This is a genomic window from Rhizobium sp. 768_B6_N1_8 (assembly GCF_051811225.1).
GTDB lineage: Bacteria > Pseudomonadota > Alphaproteobacteria > Rhizobiales > Rhizobiaceae > Rhizobium.
The window spans coordinates 1,323,504-1,341,697 of record NZ_JBPWPV010000001.1 but is presented as its reverse complement, the minus strand read 5'-3'; the positions used below and the strand labels follow the sequence as shown (position 1 = coordinate 1,341,697).

The following is an 18,194-nucleotide window of genomic DNA, read 5'->3' as shown; positions in this document are numbered from 1 at the left end:
AATAAAGGAAGGGCATCATGAGACCGTCAGATGCATGCGCATCAACCTGACTTTCCGCGGTGCGCTCTAGTGGTTCGGCGCCGGAGCAAGGACGTTTCATATGGTCTCGCACGATGGATTCGACGCCAAGAACAAAAGACGACAGCTTTCAGGTACCGACACCACTTCCGATGCGTTTGACGAACTCTTCCATGCCGATCCCGCCAGATCGCTCGTGATGGCGTATTTCAATCAGCTGGTCACCGATGGCCTTGCTGAATGGGATATGCTCGCCAATGGAGACATCCGGCTCTGTTTCCCGACAGGAGAGACGTTCCTGCTGGCAAAGACGGTGATCATCCGCCTTGCATGAGGACCAACGGTCGCTGGACCGATGCCGGGTGTAACGGCACTCGGCTTTTTTTCCAATGCTGAAAAAGAAGAACTCCGATTTGAAAGCAAGGACCGGAGTTCGGGCGGGCCGGCGCGCGGATAGTTTCGATCATAAGGACAAACGAAGGAGTTAGTTCAATGAACCTCATGATTTCCACCACCAGCTCGCGGCCTGCACCCGCTGCAAAGAATGCAAATCCCGGCATCGACATTCTCTACTACGCGATCGGCGAATGCGCCCTGGGCCGGGTGCTGGTTGCTCGCAGCGACAGAGGCGTCTGCGCCATTCTGATCGGCGATATGGACGAAGATCTCACGGATGATCTTGCGAACCGGTTTCCCGAAGCCGAGCTTATCGCAAACGAGATCGCCGTCCACGATGATCTCGCGAAGGTAATCCTCTTCGTGAAGAAGCCCCCTGACGGACTTCATCTCACGCTCGACATGCGCGGAACGCCATTCCAGCGCCGTGTTTGGGAGGAGCTTTGTGCTATCCCTGCAGGCAAGACGACAACCTATATGGAATTGGCCCGTCATGTTGGCGCACAGACCTCGCCGCGCGCGGTCGGCGCGGTCTGCGCCGCCAATCCCATTGCCTTGGCGATCCCCTGTCACCGCGTCGTGCGCAGCGACGGCGATCTCGCGGGCTATCGTTGGGGTATCGAACGCAAGCGTGAGCTGCTCCGGAAGGAGGCGATAGCATGAGCCTCCCGTCCCCGGCTATCTCCCCGACCGCTGCAGACATGTCCGCGGAGGCACGCGTAGCCAGCTACGACTGGCGGTCGCTCGCAGGCGATCTCGACAATTATGGTTGCGCCGTCCTGCCAAACCTCCTCTCGCCGGATGAGTGCCGCGGCATCGCGATGCTCTATCCGGACGAAAGCCACTTCCGCAGTCACATCCACATGGCTCGGCATGGTTTCGGCAAGGGTGAATACCGTTATTTCAAGTATCCGCTGCCGGGCCTGCTCGGCGGCTTACGGACGGTGCTCTATCCGCATCTCGCTGGCGTCGCCAACGAGTGGAACGCTCGCATGGGGATCGACGAACGCTATCCCGATGCACATCCGTCTTTTCTCGAACAGTGCCACGAAGCCGGCCAGATGCGTCCCACACCGCTTCTGCTGCAGTATGTTCCAGGCGACTTCAATTGCCTTCACCAGGATCTCTACGGCGATCTCGCGTTCCCGATCCAGGTTGCGATCCTCCTGTCTGAGCCCGGCCAGGATTTCACCGGCGGCGAATTCGTGCTGACCGAACAGCGGCCGCGCATGCAAAGCCGCGTCGAGGTGGTCCCTCTTCGCCGCGGCGATGCCGTTGCGTTCGCCGTTCATAACCGGCCGGTACAGGGTTCGAAGGGGAATTACCGCGTGAACCTGCGCCATGGCGTAAGCCGCATCCGCACCGGCATGCGCCACACCGTCGGGATCATTTTCCACGATGCGCGGTAAGGATACGGCGGATGCCTCCGGAGCCATCAGGCGGCATCGTGCCTTTTCCGATTTGAAAGCAAGATCCGGATCGGCTGCACCACAGCAAACTTCTATTCTTCAAATACAAACAGTTCCACAGGAGGCAAAAATGCCCGAAGTGATCCGCTTTGCATGGGGGATCAGCTCCCTCGGCGACTTCATGGTTGCCATGTCCGACAAGGGGATCATCGCCTTGGAGTTCAGTTCGCAGCGCTCCGCAATGGAGGACACCTTGCGCTTACGCTTCCCGGAAGACGAGGTCATTGACGGCCAGACGGATCTCGGCGACGTCCTTGTGAAGGTGGAGCAGGCAATCGAGGACCCTGGCTTTGATCCTAATATTCCGCTCGATCTGCGCGGAACTCCGTACCAGACGAAGGTCTGGTCGATGCTGGGTGCCATACCCATGGGTGAAACGACGAATTATGGCGCGCTGGCGGCCAATTTGGGCACGCGCGATGCCCGAGACGTGACCGAAGCAATCGCTTCAAATCCCATAGCCGTCCTCGTTCCGTGCCACCGCGTCATCAAGAAGGACGGCTCGATCTCCGGCTACCGCTGGGGCTTTAAGCGGAAGCGCGACCTGCTTGCACGTGAGCACCGGCTCGGGACCCTCAAAGCTGTCTAGAGTCCGCGCAACTGCAAAGCCCAGAAGAATAGCGGCACTGCTGCCACCGCCGTTCCCAATAGTAGAAAGGCACTCATCTTGAAGAGCCTGACGCGCCGCGTTTTTGCTCCATCCCAGTCGTAAACCATCGTCTTACTCCCACTAAGACAACACTTACTCAACCGCACAGTGCCTATATTTTTTGCAGCACTGACGCCATAGACAAGCGCTGCCTATGGTTTATCCACACTATACAAGCACATTCGAACACGTTTATGAAGATGGTGCGAGCGACGGGGATCGAACCCGTATAGCCTAAGGCCGAGAGATTTTAAGTCTCTTGCGTCTACCAGTTTCGCCACGCTCGCGCGCCGTCCAGATCAACGACTTAGGCGGATTCGTCAAGAAAATGTTTGCGCGGCTCTGTGGGTGGCGGAAAAACCTGTCTGGTAAACACTGTCCCAAAATAAAACGGCGGCCCAAAAGGACCGCCGTCTTGTAGAAAGTTCTAGATTGAACTCAGGCGAGCTTTGCAGCGATCTTGGCGACGTGCGCGCCCTGATACTTGGCAGCTTCGAGTTCGATTGCCGAAGGCTGGCGGGAGCCGTCGCCGTTGGTGATGGTGGATGCGCCGTAGGGCGAGCCGCCCTTGACTTCTTCCGTGCCCATCTGACCCTGGAAGGCATAGGGAAGGCCGACATAGGCCATGCCGTGATGCAGGAAGGTCGGGACGAAGCCGAGGATCGTCGATTCCTGGCCGCCGTGCTGCGTGGCGGACGAGGTGAACATTGAGCCGAGCTTGCCGACGAGCTTGCCGGTGAACCACAAGCTACCGGTCTGGTCCCAGAAATTGCGCATCTGCGAAGTGACCGTGCCGAAACGCGTGCCGGAGCCGACGATGATCGCGTCGTAGTCAGCCAGTTCATCGACGGTGGCGATCGGCGCTGCCTGATCGAGCTTGTAGTAGGAAGCCTTGGCGACTTCTTCGGAAACCAGTTCCGGAACGCGCTTGACGACGACATCAGCGCCGGCGGACTTCGCACCTTCCGCCACGGCATAAGCCATGGTTTCGATGTGGCCATAAGCCGAGTAGTAGAGGACGAGAATCTTCGCCATTGTTATCTCCATCAAGGATTGATTGAAATTCGTAACCGCGACCGTTCTACCAGCGCATCCGGTTCAATATAGCCCTGCGCGCAAGAACTCACTGTTCACCGCCTGTAGACGAAATTTCACTTGAGGTTTCGGTTTCGACCCTTGAGCTGCTTCGCTTTGCCGTTTGCAAACTGGCCAAACGGCGCTACCTATTTTCAAGCTTCACACCACGGAAATATCCCCATGAGCAATGAGACTGTCGTTACCGCCGCCATGCTAGCCATCGGCGACGAGCTTCTTTCCGGCCGCACCAAGGACAAGAATATCGGCCATCTCGCCGATATGCTGACTATTTCGGGCATCGACCTGAAGGAGGTGCGCATCGTCGCCGACGAGGAGGATGCAATCGTCGAGGCGCTGAACGCACTTCGCGGCAAATACGACTATGTCTTCACGTCGGGCGGCATCGGGCCGACGCATGACGATATCACCGCAGATGCCGTCTCCAAGGCCTTTGGCGTTCCCTGCGAGCATGATGCGGCGGCGATGGTGCTGCTTGCCGAAATGTACAAGCGCCGGGAGATGGAATTCACCGAGGCCCGCCAGCGAATGGCCCGCATGCCGCGTGGTGCTGCCCATATCGCCAATCCGGTATCGACCGCGCCCGGCTTCATCATCGGCAATGTCTATGTCATGGCGGGTGTCCCACAGGTCTTCCAGGCCATGGTCGACAATGTGCTGCCGACGCTGAAGACGGGCACGCCTGTCCTCTCCCTCGCTATCGCCTGCCCCTATGGCGAAGGCGAGATCGGCACACCGCTGGCGGCGATCCAGAAAGCGCATCCGGAAACCAGCATCGGCTCCTATCCGCGTTACGTGGGGCAGAAATTTTCAACGGAGATCGTGGTGCGCGGCCGCTCGCAGGATGTGATCGAGGCTGCAGGTGCGGACGTGCGGGCCATGATCGAGGATATCAGACGCAGGAAGGACATTGCCGAAAACCATTCGGCGGACGCGTGAGGACTGTGTGCGGTCTTGATCATGGTCAAGGAACCGCAGCGCATTCCGGCGCATTCCCTTCCTCGCGGACCATCATTTCAGCCGCAAAGGAGAATTGATATGTCTTATAAAACCATTCTTGCCATTCTGGATACAGCAGACAATAGCGGCGCCGTCGCCGATTTCGCCTTTGCCATTGCCGCTGAAAGCGGCGCCCATGTGATCGGCCTGCATGCCGAAACGATTGCCGCCGTGCCGCTGGTCGCGCCGATGGAAATTCCCGATCCCGTCGCCGTGCAGGCGCTTCAGGACATGGCCCATTCAGAGACTATCGCGGTCGAGCGGATATTCCGCGCCCGTGCGGAGGCTACCGGTGTTTCCTTCGAATGGCGCGCCTTTGCGACGTCGACGGGATATGGCTCGGGATCGCTGATCGAAAGCGCGCGCAGTGCCGACCTGCTGATCGCCTCGCAGGCCGATCCCGCAAGACCCTCCGACAGCCACGTGAATGTCGACGAATTCCTGTTCGAAAGCGGACGCCCGGTACTGATGATCCCTTACATCATCCGCCAGCCGAAGCCGATCAAGCGCGTGCTGATTGCCTGGAATGGCTCGAAGGAAGCGACGCGCGCCACCTTCGATGCCCTGCCGATCCTGAAGGCTGCCGAAGCCGTGGAAATCTTCTCCGTCGATCCGGCCGAGACAGCGACACAATCGGCGACGATGGCCGGCGCCGAGATCGCCGCAACGCTTGCCCGCCACGGCGTGAATGTGACGCTTGCCACCGCCGCAAGCGGCGACAAGAACACCTCACATGTCATCGAGAACCGGCTTTCGGACGACAGCATCGACCTCCTGGTCATGGGCGCCTACACGCATTCCTGGCTCTGGCAGGCGATCTTCGGCGGTACGACAAGGACGCTTTTGCATTCCATGACGGCGCTGACATTGCTCTCGCGTTAAGGCCGCTCTTGCCTTTTGCCTCCAAATCCCGCTAATTGCGGCGACCGATGATATCAGGCTTCGGCATCCATCGCGCAGTTCCGGCTGCGCGATTTGCGTTTTGCCAGCCGATATTCACTCGGTCGCCGGCAAACGGCGTGTCGTTTCTTCATGCCGCGGAGCAGCCCGATGTCCCTTCCCGATAAAGCCTTTCCCGTTTCCTGGGATCAGTTCCACCGCGATGCGCGTGCGCTTGCCTGGCGGCTCGCCGGCCTCGGCCAGGAGTTCAAGGCGATCGTCTGTATCACCCGTGGCGGCCTCGTTCCGGCGGCGATCATTTCGCGCGAGCTGAACATCCGCCTCATCGAGACGGTTTGCGTCGCGTCCTATCATGACTACGTCAACCAGGGCGACATGGTGCTGCTCAAGGGCATCGCGCCTGAACTGATGGAAAACGGCGGTGAAGACGTACTCGTCGTCGATGACCTTACCGATACCGGCAAGACAGCCGCCCAAGTGCGCGGCATGCTGCCGAATGCGCATTTTGCCTGCGTCTACGCCAAACCCAAGGGCGTGCCGACGGTCGACACCTTTATCACCGAAGTCAGCCAGGACACCTGGATCTACTTCCCCTGGGATATGGGCTTCACCTACCAGGAGCCGATCGCCAAGGGTGCTCGCGGCTAACAGCTGCCGACGCGAGCAACCTCCGGTTTTACGACCGAAAATTGTCCCAATATTTGTCTCCCCGATAGCGGATTCCAGCCCCTGCTCGGTAACGTCCATTTTATTTTATTAGCATAACGTCAGGCAACTACCGGTCGTAAAGACCGGATGTAAAGTGGGGCTGAATGCGGTTGGGGAAGCGCAATGGCATGCTGGGGCAAGATTCGAACGGCAGCGGCCCTCGGGCTGATCGGCTGCCTGTTTCCTTATACGCCTGCCGGGGCCGAGCCGGCCTATATCAGCGTCGTGCGTGAATATGTCGAAACGCTCGTCCGGCCGATCGTCGAGGCGCCGGTCGTCGTGAAGGCAATCGAGGAGCAGAACGCCAAATTCGGCGATGTCAGCGAGATGGACATGCGAGTGCTGGACGAAACCTACCAAGCGGAGGTCGCCCAGGGCGATTTCCAGATGGTCAAGGCGCTGATGGAGAAATCCGTCTCGCATTATCTCAAATCAAAACAGGATGATTCGCAGGGAACGATCCTCGAATTCTTCGTCACCGACTGTCACGGGCTGAATGTCGGCCAGAGCACCATCACGACGGATTACTGGCAGGGCGATGAGGACAAGTTTCTCCAAACCTTCGCCCGCGGTTCGCAGGAGATCTATATCAGCCGGGCCGAGCGCGACGAGTCGACCCAGCTTCTGGAGACTCAGGCAAGCTTCGTGATCACCGACGAGATGGGCAAGCCGATCGGCACGGCGACCGTCACGATTGCCATCGACGCCCTCTAGAAAGTGCTGATTTCCTTCAACGAATCGCCATGCGCATTTGCGTCGCAAAAGCCATCCTAACTTTTGCCGCAGCCGATTTTTTTAACATTCCGGCCTTTCCCTTGCCCGAGCAGCGGCGCAAGCCCTTGTATTTTCAGGCTTCCCCAGACTTTCCCCAGTCTTCACAAGGCCATCCACAAGATGTTGTGGTTAGCAATCGGTTACGTTCCACCCCTTGACGGAATCAGCGGTTTCAAACTTAATGTTTCAGATGTTGCGGCGGCGACTGAACCGGAGGTAACGAGACCGGTTCTTCCAAGGAAAATTGAACGCAGAATCAGGGTGTTGGACCGCCAAGAGCGGTGACATCCGAAGGCATTTCTGCGCCTTATTCCCGGCCTCAAAAAGCGACATCGGGGACTGGTAAAAATAAGCTGTTAACACTATATTTAGCGTTTGCAGCCAGCCTCACCACAAGATACAGGAAAATCATCTCCGGATGACAATCCTGTCACAAGACGGAACGAGCACTGGCCGCGCGAAGGGACAACGCGTAGCCGGACGGGAATTTTGCGCCCTTTCGGGTGCCAACAAGAGGTTAAGAACATGCGCATCGAACGTCGGTTTACGAAGGCTGGTCAGGGCGCCTATGCGGATATCGAATTCCGCAAAGCGACGAGCGAGATCAAGAACCCGGACGGCTCGATCGTCTTCCGCCTCGAAAACATTGAAGTTCCCGCGCAGTTTTCCCAGGTCGCCACCGACGTTCTGGCACAGAAATATTTCCGCAAGGCCGGTGTCCCTGCCCGCCTGAAGAAGGTCGAGGAGAACAGTGTCCCCTCCTTCCTGTGGCGCTCCGTTGCCGACGACGCTGCGCTGAAGGACCTGCCGAAGGACGAACAGACCGGCTCGGAAATCGATGCGCGTCAGGTCTTCGATCGCCTCGCCGGCACCTGGACCTATTGGGGCTGGAAGGGTGGCTATTTCTCTTCCGAGGAAGATGCAGCAGCGTTCAAGGATGAGCTTGCCTATATGCTCGCCACGCAGCGCGTTGCCCCGAACTCCCCGCAGTGGTTCAACACCGGCCTGCACTGGGCCTACGGCATCGATGGTCCCGGACAGGGCCACTTCTACGTCGATCCCTTCACCGGCAAGATCACCAAGTCCAAGTCTGCCTACGAGCATCCGCAGCCGCATGCCTGCTTCATCCAGTCCGTTGAAGACGACCTCGTCAACGAAGGCGGCATCATGGACCTCTGGGTGCGTGAAGCGCGCCTGTTCAAGTACGGTTCCGGCACCGGCTCCAACTTCTCCATGCTGCGCGGCGAAGGCGAAAAGCTTTCCGGCGGCGGCCGCTCTTCCGGCCTGATGAGCTTCCTGAAAATCGGCGACCGCGCTGCTGGCGCCATCAAGTCTGGTGGTACCACGCGCCGCGCGGCCAAGATGGTTGTCGTCGACATCGACCATCCCGATATCGAGGAATATATCAACTGGAAGGTCAAGGAAGAGCAGAAGGTTGCTGCCCTCGTGACCGGCTCCAAGGTTGTCGCCCAGCATCTGAAGGCGATCATGAAGGCCTGCGTCAATTGCGAAGGCGACAACGGTGACTGCTTCGACCCGACCAGGAACCCTGCCCTGAAGCGCGAAATCCGCGCTGCCAAGAAGGACCAGGTTCCGGAAAACTACGTCCAGCGCGTCATCCAGTTTGCCCGCCAGGGCTACAAGGACATGGAGTTCAAGACCTACGACACGGACTGGGATTCGGAAGCTTATCTCACCGTCTCCGGCCAGAATTCCAACAACTCCGTCTCGATCAAGGACAACTTCCTGCGCGCTGTCGAAGAAGATGGCGATTGGAACCTGACCGCCCGCAAGGACGGCCGGGTGATGAAGACGCTGAAGGCCCGCGATCTCTGGGAAACGATTTCCTATGCCGCCTGGGCATCGGCCGATCCGGGCATCCACTTCAACACGACGATGAACGACTGGCACACCTCGCCGGCCGGCGGCCCGATCCGCGGCTCGAACCCGTGCTCGGAATACATGTTCCTCGACGACACAGCCTGCAACCTCGCCTCGCTGAACCTGCTGCAGTTCAAGGACAAGGCAACCAAGCGCATCAATATCGGCGACTACGAACATGCCGTTCGTCTGTGGACCGTCGTGCTCGAAGTCTCGGTCATGATGGCGCAGTTCCCGTCGAAGCGCATCGCTGAGCTTTCCTACGAATACCGCACGCTCGGCCTCGGCTACGCCAATATCGGCGGCCTGCTGATGTCGACTGGCATCCCCTATGACAGCGCCGAGGGCCGCGCCATTGCCGGCTCACTGACGGCGATCATGACCGGCGTCTGCTATGCGACATCTGCCGAGATGGCTGCCGAACTCGGGCCATTCCCGAATTTCGCACCGAACCGCGAGCACATGCTGCGCGTCATCCGCAATCACCGCCGCGCCGCCCATGGCGAAAACACCGGCTATGAGGCCCTCTCGGTCAACCCGGTCGCGCTGATCCATTCGGAAAACCCGGACCAGGATCTCGTCGCCCATGCGAAGGCTGCCTGGGACAAGGCGCTCGAACTCGGCGAAAAGCACGGCTACCGCAACGCGCAGGTCTCGGTTATCGCACCGACCGGCACGATCGGCCTCGTCATGGATTGCGACACGACCGGCATCGAGCCTGACTTCGCTCTGGTAAAGTTCAAGAAGCTGGCCGGCGGCGGCTACTTCAAGATCATCAACCGCGCCGTTCCGGATGCGCTGCGCACGCTCGGCTATTCCGAAAGCCAGATCGCCGAGATCGAAGCCTATGCAGTCGGCCACGGCAACCTGAACCAGGCGCCGGCCATCAACCCCTCGACACTGAAGGCCAAGGGCTTCACTGACGAGAAGGTGGAAGCTGTCAACGCTGCTCTCAAGAGCGCCTTCGACATCAAGTTCGTCTTCAACCAGTGGACGCTCGGCGCCGACTTCCTGAAGACGACCCTGAAAGTCTCCGACGAGCAGCTCAGCGACATGAGCTTCAGCCTGCTCGACCATATCGGCTTCTCGAAGAAGGACATCGAGGCTGCCAACATCCACGTCTGCGGTGCAATGACGCTGGAAGGTGCACCCTTCCTCAAGAACGAGCACCTGCCGGTTTTCGATTGCGCCAATCCTTGCGGCAAGATCGGCAAACGTTACCTCTCGGTTGAGAGCCACATCCGCATGATGGCGGCTGCCCAGCCTTTCATCTCCGGCGCGATCTCCAAGACGATCAACATGCCGAACGAGGCAACGGTCGAGGACTGCAAGAACGCCTACATGCTTTCCTGGAAGCTTGGCCTGAAGGCAAACGCCCTCTACCGTGACGGCTCCAAGCTGTCGCAGCCGCTCAACGCCTCGCTGATCGAGGACGATAACGATGAGGATGCGCTTGAGGATCTGATCCAGCAGCCGGCAGCGGCCCAGGCCGTGACGGTCACCGAGAAGATCATCGAGCGCGTGATCGAGCGTGTTTCCCGCGAGCGCGAGAAGCTGCCGAACCGCCGTCAGGGCTACACCCAGAAGGCTGCCGTCGGCGGTCACAAGGTCTACCTGCGCACCGGCGAATTCGGTGACGGCCGTATCGGCGAGATCTTCATCGACATGCACAAGGAAGGCGCCGCCTTCCGTGCGATGATGAACAACTTCGCCATCGCCATCTCGCTTGGCCTGCAATATGGCGTGCCGCTGGAAGAATATGTGGAGGCCTTCACCTTCACCAAGTTCGAGCCTGCCGGCATCGTCATCGGCAACGACGCGATCAAGAACGCCACGTCGATCCTCGACTACGTGTTCCGCGAACTCGCCGTTTCCTATCTCGGCCGTCACGATCTTGCCCATGTCGATACGTCTGATTTCTCCAACACCGCGCTCGGCAAGGGCATCCAGGAAGGCAAGACGAACCTGCTCTCCACCGGCTGGACCCGCGGCTACAAGCCGACGCTCGTTCCCGGCACCGGCGGCGAACGCCAGGCCGGCGAGCCCAAGGGCGCGGCAACGGCAGCCCCTGCCCGCGCCTCCTCGATCGGCTCGGTAACCTCCTTTGCGGGGGCAGCAGCCCGCAAGCTGGAGCCGACAGTGGCCATCTCCACCTCCGAAATCGTCGCCTTCAAGCGCGACTATGAGGAGCGTGCCAAGGAACTGACCGAGGAGATCGCCGAAGAGGTGATCGAGGAAACCGGCACCGAGGCAACCGCCCTCTTCTCCGACAAGGCCGCAGCCGACGCTGCCTCGGCCAAGACGGAAGCCAAGAAGATGGAAGCCGAACGCCGCGCCCGCTCGATCATGCAGGGCTACACGGGCAACATGTGCTCCGAGTGCCAGAACTTCACGATGGTGCGCAACGGGACTTGTGAGAAGTGCGACACTTGCGGAGCTACAAGTGGGTGCTCTTGAGTACTCATTGTACTCATGTGCCTGACTGCTAGCTCCTAGACCTCAAGAGCAAGCTGGGCGAAAAATCGTATAGATGAAAAAGCTTCTCCGTCGGCACGGCCGGCGGAGAAGGCTTAGGAAACCAGCCTACACATCTCGACGTGTGCGAATGGCGCGACGATCGCGTAAGTGTCCATTCCTGAGCGCGAGGATTTCAGAAATTTTGTTGTTAATCCGCGCGGGATGCTACGGTCTCGGGGGCATTTTACCGCTCTGACGACGATTGGCGCGTCGCCTACCCGTCTCCGGCCATGGTTGCAGAGGGAAGGTCAAAGGCCGGGGGTGGCTGTCGTTGAACGACTGCCTCGATCCAGGGCACGGCTATCGATCCAACGTGAAAGCTGATGATGATTGGAAACGGCTTCGATCTCGATTGCACGGTTCCCTCTACGTTGAAGCAGAACTGCCGTAGGATGGGTTGAGCGTTATCGTCGAGAAACGCGCGTCTTTCGAGCGGCTTAGCTGGCGATTGAAAACAGGCTCACTTATCAATCAACTTCTTCACCGACATTTTCTCGCGGAGGTCTAGGTTCTCTTGCCCGACCTTCTCCAGCTGCGCGCGTAGGGTCCTGATGTCGGCGTTGGCTTGAACTAGGTCCAACTCAGCTTCGTGCCATCCTTCTTTTAATTCGCGCACCAATCTCCCCTCTGGAACATTATTTTTATCCGGAACTAGCAGCAAAATTTTTTGTGGGCTCCCCAGCCTCTTATTAATCGCGGTCTTTAGTTTCGCATTCCGCAAATCGCGCTCGCTAGAAACTACATTGCGTTTTTCAAGAAACGACCTCGGCAAACCGGCTCGAACCAGGACATTTGAAAGCGTAGGCTTACGATTGAGTGCGGGATAAATTCCGCCATTTTTCTCGCTTTCTTCCATGATGGTATCAAGCGCCCACTGAATCCTGTCGTAGCTGCTCCTCATATCGGCCGGAGGGCCGCTAACGGCAACGATGCGAACTTTGTGGCGACCTTTAATCGATTTATTAGCGACCTTATCATTCACTTGCTTCATCCCAAAGTTCGACCGCTAGGGGATGTAAAGCGAACATTCGATCGCGGACATCGCTCCAACGTTCCATTTCGTAGATAAACTGGCCTTTCAAATGCTCGACCACCATTGAATGTCCTGTGGCGATGGCATTTCTGATCAATTCGAGTATAGCCTCGATTTGCCGCTCGCACTGCTTCTTCTCAGCGGCCATTTCAAGACGGTGCATGCAGGTCGATCGACAAGAGCCCTTGTCCGCGCGGCCTATCGATTTAGTGCACGGTCCAAATTCTCCCGGCTGCTTTGTGCAGATTACTCCGCGACGCACCACTTGAAACGCGGTCCCTGACGCCGTCAGAACTTTTACCGCTTCCGCTGTTTCGTCCGTGCCAAGCCGACGAATCCCTCGTCGCATCTTCAGATCAACGATCCCCGCCTTTATCAAGCCTGCAGCCGGGCCGCCCGCTATCCCTTCGTTGACATCGTCGATCGCCTGTTCAGCAAGCGCGTAGGTATATTCCTCGGCTACTCGAAGAGCCTCTTTGGCTAAATCGGGGTCCGAAAGAAGATAGATCAAAACCCCTTCCAGGTTGTTCCCCAACAAGTCCATAAGGACCTCAGGCGCGTTTTCGACCGCCAATCCGACCATACGAGCGGTGGTGTGACGCCATCGATGTAGATGGGCGCTTCCCTCCGCCAAGTCCACAAGGTCCAGATGTCTCACCACTTCCTTCGACGCATTCGTGGGATCAGCCAATGGACTGCCCACTGGGTCGTCGTACTTCTGTAGAGTGACCCAGAGGTGTGTTTTGCCGGCGGGACGCACCAGCTTTGCCAACTCCTCTTGCAGAGCTATGGCCTTTTCCGCGCGTTGGTGCACAGGCCAATCTCGCTTTCGTCCGCCCGCGCGGCCGGTGTTCTTATAGGTTTGGCCTTCGACGACGGTGTCTCCTTCGTCGTGCACAATAGCTTGATGGACCATGCCCTGCAGTTCATGTCTTCGCGCCGCCGTGCAGAAAGCGACCGTGCAGAGATTCAATACCTGAATGACTCTTATAACCATGCGCAGCGTTGAGTGGTGCTCTGGAGGCCATCGCACAGAATATTCGTATTTAAACTGGTCCTTCCTTTGCCAGATTGGAAACGGAAGTTCGGTGATCGGGTCCCCGTTAGCGTCCCGCCAATCGATGCCGTCCATCACCTGACGCCTGATCGGCTTAGATTGGTCGGAAGTCAAAGCGCCATCCGCTCCAAATGCGTTGAGCACGCCGAAATATTCAATCACGCGCGGAGCAAGGTTGTCCTGTATCCAAAATGCGCGCGACAGGAATTCGGTCACAAACTTGTCTGAGAAAGGCTTCTTTTTTGCGCCGATCCTTGGAGGTGGAGGTTTCCTTGTGATCCGCTCGTGGTCATAACCTTCCTCGACTTCTGGGATCGGAAGTGAAGCCAACGAAAAAGCTGGCGGAGGAAGAACGCCGGACAACGCGGCCTCGATTAAAAGGTTTACCGAGAAGTCCATATCGTACGACATTCGTTGGGAGCTTGTGATTGCAACGAAGTTATCGGCTTGGTGCGCCAAGACATATGGCCAAAAATCTCCCTCGTCCGGTCCCATCGCGGGCACGGAAGCTTTAAGTATAGACAAGAGAAAGTTGCACCGTTTTCGAAACGAGAATGCCTGAAGTCCATTTCCGCGCTTACTGCCTGTCGGCAGCCAAAACGACAATATCGATCGTCCAAGCCACTCGCGGCGATGCTCGGCGGCAAGGTCGCTAGCTCCTTTTGAAAGCCCACCGTTCATCGTGCCATCTATCGTCCGCTGGCTTAGCTTTCGACCGCCAGGAGGAAGAAGTTCTTCCGGAATGACAAAGTATAACTTGTTTAGCGGTTGGCCCGGTAAAATTTCGATGCGACCCAACGCTTCCCATTTGCTTGTGCGGAGCGAACGGATACCCCCCACTGCTTCGATCTTCGCGTCTCGAAAGTGCGACAGCCCGTCCTTAGAATAATGGATATCCATCAAGCACCTCCGCCTGCCCGCTTTTCAGTTCCTCTCGCCGCTTGACGTAATGTGGTCGGACATCGGCCGGGTTAAATTGGTTTAGCGTGAGACGAAGAGATTTTTGCTCAAGCTCGAAAGACGACCCGCTCCAGCTTCGTATGGGGGTCTGTCTCTCTAAAAAATCCAAATCCGCGAGAGCTACGGCGAGGGGCTGGACACTTTCGAAAAAAACCACCCCGTGTATGCAACCGGTACACCGCTGAATCCGGCAGAGATGGCCGGACTTATGATCGGGTGAGATTTTCTTAGGTGGATTTTTGGGATCGAGACATCCCATACCTAAACGTGTTCGCTGTTTAATATCTCGCAGGCGTGCAGCTTGCTCCTCAGTTATTTCGCCCCGCGCCAGGAGAATCTTCAATCTTGCATAGTCTATCGGCCGCTTATTCTCGATATCGTCGACCACTACATCAAGGACGGTTTTGATGACTTTGAAGCTTCTTCTCTTCCTGCGGCGCTTAGAAAGATAGAAGCGAAGCGATCGCAAGTCCGGATGCTGTGCCGCGATGGAAGCCATGAAGCTTCCGCTGGTCTCGTTCGTGTACTCAATCAGAGATTTGCGCGGCTGCTTGGTCGTCACTTTCTTTAGGTAGGGGTGGTCTTTCACCAGACCGTGCTCTTCGGCAACCGTTCGCACAAATGTATTCATCCAAGCCGTAGCACGGCCAGTGAAACAGTGTACGGCCCCTGCGTCACCAAGGGATATGTAGAGCCAAGGTGATTTGATCATAGACCTAAGACGTGCCAGCTCCGCCACATTTTCGTGCTCAAAGTTGGCCGCATGCATATCCTCCAACGCCGCTAACTGATTTTCGAGAGTGCGCCGCAACGGCTGAGTTACCGAAATCATGAACTTGATGATCTGGTATGCGTGGAATTCGGGTTTCATATCGGAATGCGCGAACACCTCAAGGTTTGCCCTACCTTTATATGCTACGACTTGCCCTCGTTCGCTCCCACCGAGCAGGGATGGAATCCACCAACTGCTCTCATCCGAAATGTCGATTTCCAGCGCGGACGCATAGTTGAACCCCGTCAAGATCATCACTAGCCACAGGAAAACGGCAGTGTCGCACTTAGATGGATAAAACCATCGCATTTTGCCCACATAGCCTGATCGCGCGTTTTCGCCGTGAAGTGGAAGCGTATTAGGCGGGCCGTAGACGTTGTGTCCTGTCACGCCGGAGCGGAACATGAGCGCGTAGCCGCCTGATTTCATCACTTCGTCTTTCGACGGAATAGAAACGCTGGTTAGTAACTGGACCAAAAACGCGTGATTTTCACGTCGGCCCCACTGGTCATATTTGCTTCCGGAACGTGGAGGAGATCGCGGGTCTTCGCCTATCGAAACCAGCTCCTTCCCTTCCCGAAAATTAGCTTTGACGTCGCGGGCCAATGCTCGAAGGGCAAGATTAAGTGATTGCAAACCGCGTAGATCAAACTCCTCGACATCGGGCTCATCGGAGGGTTCACGCGAGGGCCAGAGTGAGTTTGTCCCATGGACTGCCATAAAGTGGGCGTCCACAATACCTTTCACTCGTTTGTAAACGTCCTGTCCCAAATTGTTGGCAGCGAGCCACCCCTGAAAGCGCTTGGCATACACGTCATCCAGATTACTTATCGATTCTGGCGTCGGCAAATCGGGGCTGTCCGCCAAGAAACGAAACATATTCCTCCAGGCGGACGAGTAGCTGTTGTACGCCTCCCTGTCGAAACGCTTTAGCAAGTTGGTCGAGCGGAAGTCTTCTGCAAGGCCGCGATTGCCAGGAAAATCGCCGGCCCAGAGCCGCGCCGACCGCCCATCCATGTCAACTTGTTTCCTCCCATGGTAGAATTCTGAGAAGTTTATCAAGTGTGGAGGTTTGCCGTTCGCTGGATAAATCCAGTTTTCGAAAATCGTCATATTTAGCGAGCCGGCGTCGTTCATGCTCCAGCCTCGTCATCGAATTCGGCTGCCCAACTCTCAGACGCATCGTAACCCTGATGTATCGTAACGATCCATCTGGTATAGATTTTTGTGGTCGCCGGATCAGAGTGGCCTAACAGCTCGGATGCGGTATCCCAATGGCTCGCTACCTGGCTATGCACCCAGTCAGCGGGCATCTCCGAAATCGTTTTACCGTGCAGGGATGCGGAGCTCTCAACCCGCTTCAAAAGATACACACAGGTGAAAAAGTGACGTCCCTTGTGAGGATACCATCTCCCAGTATACCCCGGCACCGCCAACCGAAAGCACTCGTAAAGGCGGCTCTTCGAAATCGGTGTCCCTTCGTAACCCAGTGCATCCGAGAGAAACAGAGCCTCGGGGGCGGATCGCTTTGTCCTGCGAACGTAGATATCCACCAGTTTTGGACGCTCGACGTCGATCCATTTCCGAACGATTTCGGCGAAATCAAGATCAATTAAGACCGAGCGAGGGTTGTTGCCTTTGGTGTAGTCCAGGACCATATCAACTTGGCGCTCGCCATATTGCTTAGCTTCTTCGATGTTTTCCATCGAAGGCCAGTAGTCGACAGAAGCCCCGCACACTTCGGCGATCCGCGGCCCCATATCGACGATGACGCGGCAGGCCAACATCTTCGCCTTTCCTCGCCTGCGCTCGACTTGAGCGAGCCAGTCGTCTACCCAGATTTCACGCGGCAGCCCTACGCGCTCGCGCTGCGAACGCTTGGGCTTCTTCAACCCTGTCCTAACCGTCTTTTTGCAAGTGTTTCCGTTGCGGGTTTTGACGGTGGTGGCAGTCAACTTCGGAACGAACGCTGTGCGCGCAGCGATATGGCTCATCCACATAAGGTACGAGCACCCAGCCGACCCCCGAGCGTTTATTGTACGAGCGTTTAGCGGCAAGCCTGCTTTTGCCCATTGACCGCTCTGCATATCGTCCTGATAAATAAGAATGTCTTCATAGACAGCATCTGAGAGTGCGATTTCATGAACAGCCGCCCAGCTGAGAAAATTGACTAGCGAGTCGCCCATGCCAATGATCGATGCCACTGCGAGCGGTCGTCCCCTCGAGGAGCGCTCGAAGGACATTTCCCACCTCCCTTGAAATGTCTCCCTAAGGAAACGCGAAGGAAGGCGCTCGTAGCCGTTGGGTCCGAAAATCGAAGGACAATCTCGGATCGTGGGTGTCTTAGAGTGTAACGCATCCCTCCCCGCCGGAACGTGTAACGCGAACCTGCTCTGGAATCCCCTCGGAATCCATCCTAGCCGCTCGAAGCCCTCCTCGGGCCGGATAGCTGGATGGACTGCCTGGTCGCTGCCAATTTCCATGTCGGTATCCCTCACTTCGGGACCAACGGTAAAACTGCTCGGCCTTCAGATGAACCCCAAGGCGAGAGATTTTTGGGACCTTGAGATAGCAAAATTTATATTTATATTCAATTACTTAGCCGCGCAATTAAAGACGTCACATCACGTCAATCGTCAACTAATAGAAGACCTAAAACTGTGGATAACTTGTTTGGGCCACCGCTTGGCGGCTCTCGTCTTCCGATTACGCACGCACCGCCACCGTACGAACGCGGTTACGATACGAGCCATCGCTGGCTCACCAGCATTGCTGCTGCTTCATTCGCCTTCCGGACTTCTACCCTCACTGTGGCGATCTGCGCGGCGAGCACTCTTATGAACTCACTATCTGCACAATGCATGCGAACCGGTTTAACGATATGCCGGGAACCGTGCCTTCGCGACCCTTCTGCGTGAAAAACGCTACGCATTCAAATCCGAAAATTCTCCTGCATTGGCGCATTT

General features: G+C 57.1%; 14 protein-coding genes and 1 tRNA gene. 9 read left to right on the top strand and 6 right to left on the bottom strand.

The genetic code is table 11. From position 1 onward, the window contains the following. The first annotated feature begins 100 nt into the window (after positions 1 to 100). From AB8B33_RS06855 to AB8B33_RS06840, 4 genes are all read left to right on the top strand, one after another. Complete coding sequence (locus tag AB8B33_RS06855) at positions 101 to 352, top strand: hypothetical protein (protein WP_113324657.1); 252 nt, start codon at positions 101 to 103, stop codon at positions 350 to 352. 158 nt (positions 353 to 510) lie between these two features. After that, positions 511 to 1,077 carry a methylated-DNA--[protein]-cysteine S-methyltransferase gene (locus AB8B33_RS06850; RefSeq protein WP_439014785.1) on the top strand — a complete coding sequence of 189 codons (567 nt, stop codon included), beginning with the start codon at positions 511 to 513 and terminating at the stop codon, positions 1,075 to 1,077. Continuing rightward, complete coding sequence (locus AB8B33_RS06845; protein WP_439014784.1) at positions 1,074 to 1,823, top strand: 2OG-Fe(II) oxygenase; 750 nt, start codon at positions 1,074 to 1,076, stop codon at positions 1,821 to 1,823. The genes AB8B33_RS06850 and AB8B33_RS06845 overlap by 4 nt, the downstream gene beginning before the upstream one ends. Before the next feature lie 130 nt (positions 1,824 to 1,953). Then, positions 1,954 to 2,472 (top strand): methylated-DNA--[protein]-cysteine S-methyltransferase, encoded by a 519-nt coding sequence (locus tag AB8B33_RS06840; protein WP_439014783.1) that lies wholly within the window; start codon positions 1,954 to 1,956, stop codon positions 2,470 to 2,472. A 261-nt stretch (positions 2,473 to 2,733) separates the two neighbouring features. Here AB8B33_RS06840 and AB8B33_RS06835 read toward each other — a convergent pair. Then, positions 2,734 to 2,819, bottom strand: a tRNA-Leu gene (locus AB8B33_RS06835). Positions 2,820 to 2,970: 151 nt separating this feature from the next. Further along, positions 2,971 to 3,567, bottom strand: a complete 597-nt coding sequence (gene wrbA / locus AB8B33_RS06830; RefSeq protein WP_007812977.1) for an NAD(P)H:quinone oxidoreductase type IV — start codon at positions 3,565 to 3,567, stop codon at positions 2,971 to 2,973. Between the two features lie 222 nt (positions 3,568 to 3,789). Between wrbA and AB8B33_RS06825 the strand changes: the two genes are divergently transcribed. The 5 genes from AB8B33_RS06825 to AB8B33_RS06805 all read left to right on the top strand — a co-directional run bounded on the left by AB8B33_RS06825 (position 3,790) and on the right by AB8B33_RS06805 (position 11,346). Then, on the top strand, positions 3,790 to 4,566 hold the full coding sequence (locus AB8B33_RS06825) for a competence/damage-inducible protein A (RefSeq protein ID WP_439014782.1): 777 nt from the start codon (positions 3,790 to 3,792) through the stop codon (positions 4,564 to 4,566). Between the two features lie 99 nt (positions 4,567 to 4,665). After that, entirely contained in the window at positions 4,666 to 5,508 is an 843-nt protein-coding gene (locus AB8B33_RS06820; RefSeq protein ID WP_113324652.1) for a universal stress protein, read from the top strand. 168 nt (positions 5,509 to 5,676) lie between these two features. Beyond that, positions 5,677 to 6,174: a xanthine phosphoribosyltransferase gene (gene gpt / locus AB8B33_RS06815; protein ID WP_439014781.1), complete on the top strand. Its 498-nt coding sequence runs from the start codon at positions 5,677 to 5,679 to the stop codon at positions 6,172 to 6,174. Between the two features lie 183 nt (positions 6,175 to 6,357). Then, the gene (locus tag AB8B33_RS06810) at positions 6,358 to 6,948 is read left to right on the top strand and encodes a hypothetical protein (RefSeq protein ID WP_439014780.1); all 591 of its coding nucleotides are present in this window, start codon (positions 6,358 to 6,360) and stop codon (positions 6,946 to 6,948) included. 585 nt (positions 6,949 to 7,533) lie between these two features. Continuing rightward, positions 7,534 to 11,346: a vitamin B12-dependent ribonucleotide reductase gene (locus tag AB8B33_RS06805; protein ID WP_439014779.1), complete on the top strand. Its 3,813-nt coding sequence runs from the start codon at positions 7,534 to 7,536 to the stop codon at positions 11,344 to 11,346. 520 nt (positions 11,347 to 11,866) lie between these two features. On the opposite strand, the gene AB8B33_RS06800 is transcribed toward AB8B33_RS06805, so the two are convergent. From AB8B33_RS06800 to AB8B33_RS06785, 4 genes are read right to left on the bottom strand one after another with little or no spacing between them, the layout of a single operon-like run. After that, positions 11,867 to 12,388, bottom strand: coding sequence for a hypothetical protein (locus tag AB8B33_RS06800; RefSeq protein ID WP_439014778.1), 522 nt, complete (start codon positions 12,386 to 12,388; stop codon positions 11,867 to 11,869). Beyond that, entirely contained in the window at positions 12,381 to 14,396 is a 2,016-nt protein-coding gene (locus tag AB8B33_RS06795) for a hypothetical protein (protein ID WP_439014777.1), read from the bottom strand. Before AB8B33_RS06795 ends, AB8B33_RS06800 begins: the two co-directional genes overlap by 8 nt. Next, entirely contained in the window at positions 14,377 to 16,365 is a 1,989-nt protein-coding gene (locus AB8B33_RS06790) for a hypothetical protein (protein WP_439014776.1), read from the bottom strand. Before AB8B33_RS06790 ends, AB8B33_RS06795 begins: the two co-directional genes overlap by 20 nt. Further along, the gene (locus AB8B33_RS06785) at positions 16,362 to 17,471 is read right to left on the bottom strand and encodes a hypothetical protein (protein ID WP_439014775.1); all 1,110 of its coding nucleotides are present in this window, start codon (positions 17,469 to 17,471) and stop codon (positions 16,362 to 16,364) included. Before AB8B33_RS06785 ends, AB8B33_RS06790 begins: the two co-directional genes overlap by 4 nt. Positions 17,472 to 18,194: the final 723 nt, after the last annotated feature.

Excerpts from the sequence above, each read along its gene's own strand:
- AB8B33_RS06855 (WP_113324657.1), top strand. The coding sequence starts at position 101 with ATGGTCTCGCACGATGGATTCGACGCCAAGAACAAAAGACGACAGCTT.
- AB8B33_RS06850 (WP_439014785.1), top strand. The coding sequence starts at position 511 with ATGAACCTCATGATTTCCACCACCAGCTCGCGGCCTGCACCCGCTGCA.
- AB8B33_RS06845 (WP_439014784.1), top strand. The coding sequence starts at position 1,074 with ATGAGCCTCCCGTCCCCGGCTATCTCCCCGACCGCTGCAGACATGTCC.
- AB8B33_RS06840 (WP_439014783.1), top strand. The coding sequence starts at position 1,954 with ATGCCCGAAGTGATCCGCTTTGCATGGGGGATCAGCTCCCTCGGCGAC.
- wrbA (WP_007812977.1), bottom strand. The coding sequence starts at position 3,567 with ATGGCGAAGATTCTCGTCCTCTACTACTCGGCTTATGGCCACATCGAA.
- AB8B33_RS06825 (WP_439014782.1), top strand. The coding sequence starts at position 3,790 with ATGAGCAATGAGACTGTCGTTACCGCCGCCATGCTAGCCATCGGCGAC.
- AB8B33_RS06820 (WP_113324652.1), top strand. The coding sequence starts at position 4,666 with ATGTCTTATAAAACCATTCTTGCCATTCTGGATACAGCAGACAATAGC.
- gpt (WP_439014781.1), top strand. The coding sequence starts at position 5,677 with ATGTCCCTTCCCGATAAAGCCTTTCCCGTTTCCTGGGATCAGTTCCAC.
- AB8B33_RS06810 (WP_439014780.1), top strand. The coding sequence starts at position 6,358 with ATGGCATGCTGGGGCAAGATTCGAACGGCAGCGGCCCTCGGGCTGATC.
- AB8B33_RS06805 (WP_439014779.1), top strand. The coding sequence starts at position 7,534 with ATGCGCATCGAACGTCGGTTTACGAAGGCTGGTCAGGGCGCCTATGCG.
- AB8B33_RS06795 (WP_439014777.1), bottom strand. The coding sequence starts at position 14,396 with ATGGATATCCATTATTCTAAGGACGGGCTGTCGCACTTTCGAGACGCG.
- AB8B33_RS06790 (WP_439014776.1), bottom strand. The coding sequence starts at position 16,365 with ATGAACGACGCCGGCTCGCTAAATATGACGATTTTCGAAAACTGGATT.
- AB8B33_RS06785 (WP_439014775.1), bottom strand. The coding sequence starts at position 17,471 with ATGTCCTTCGAGCGCTCCTCGAGGGGACGACCGCTCGCAGTGGCATCG.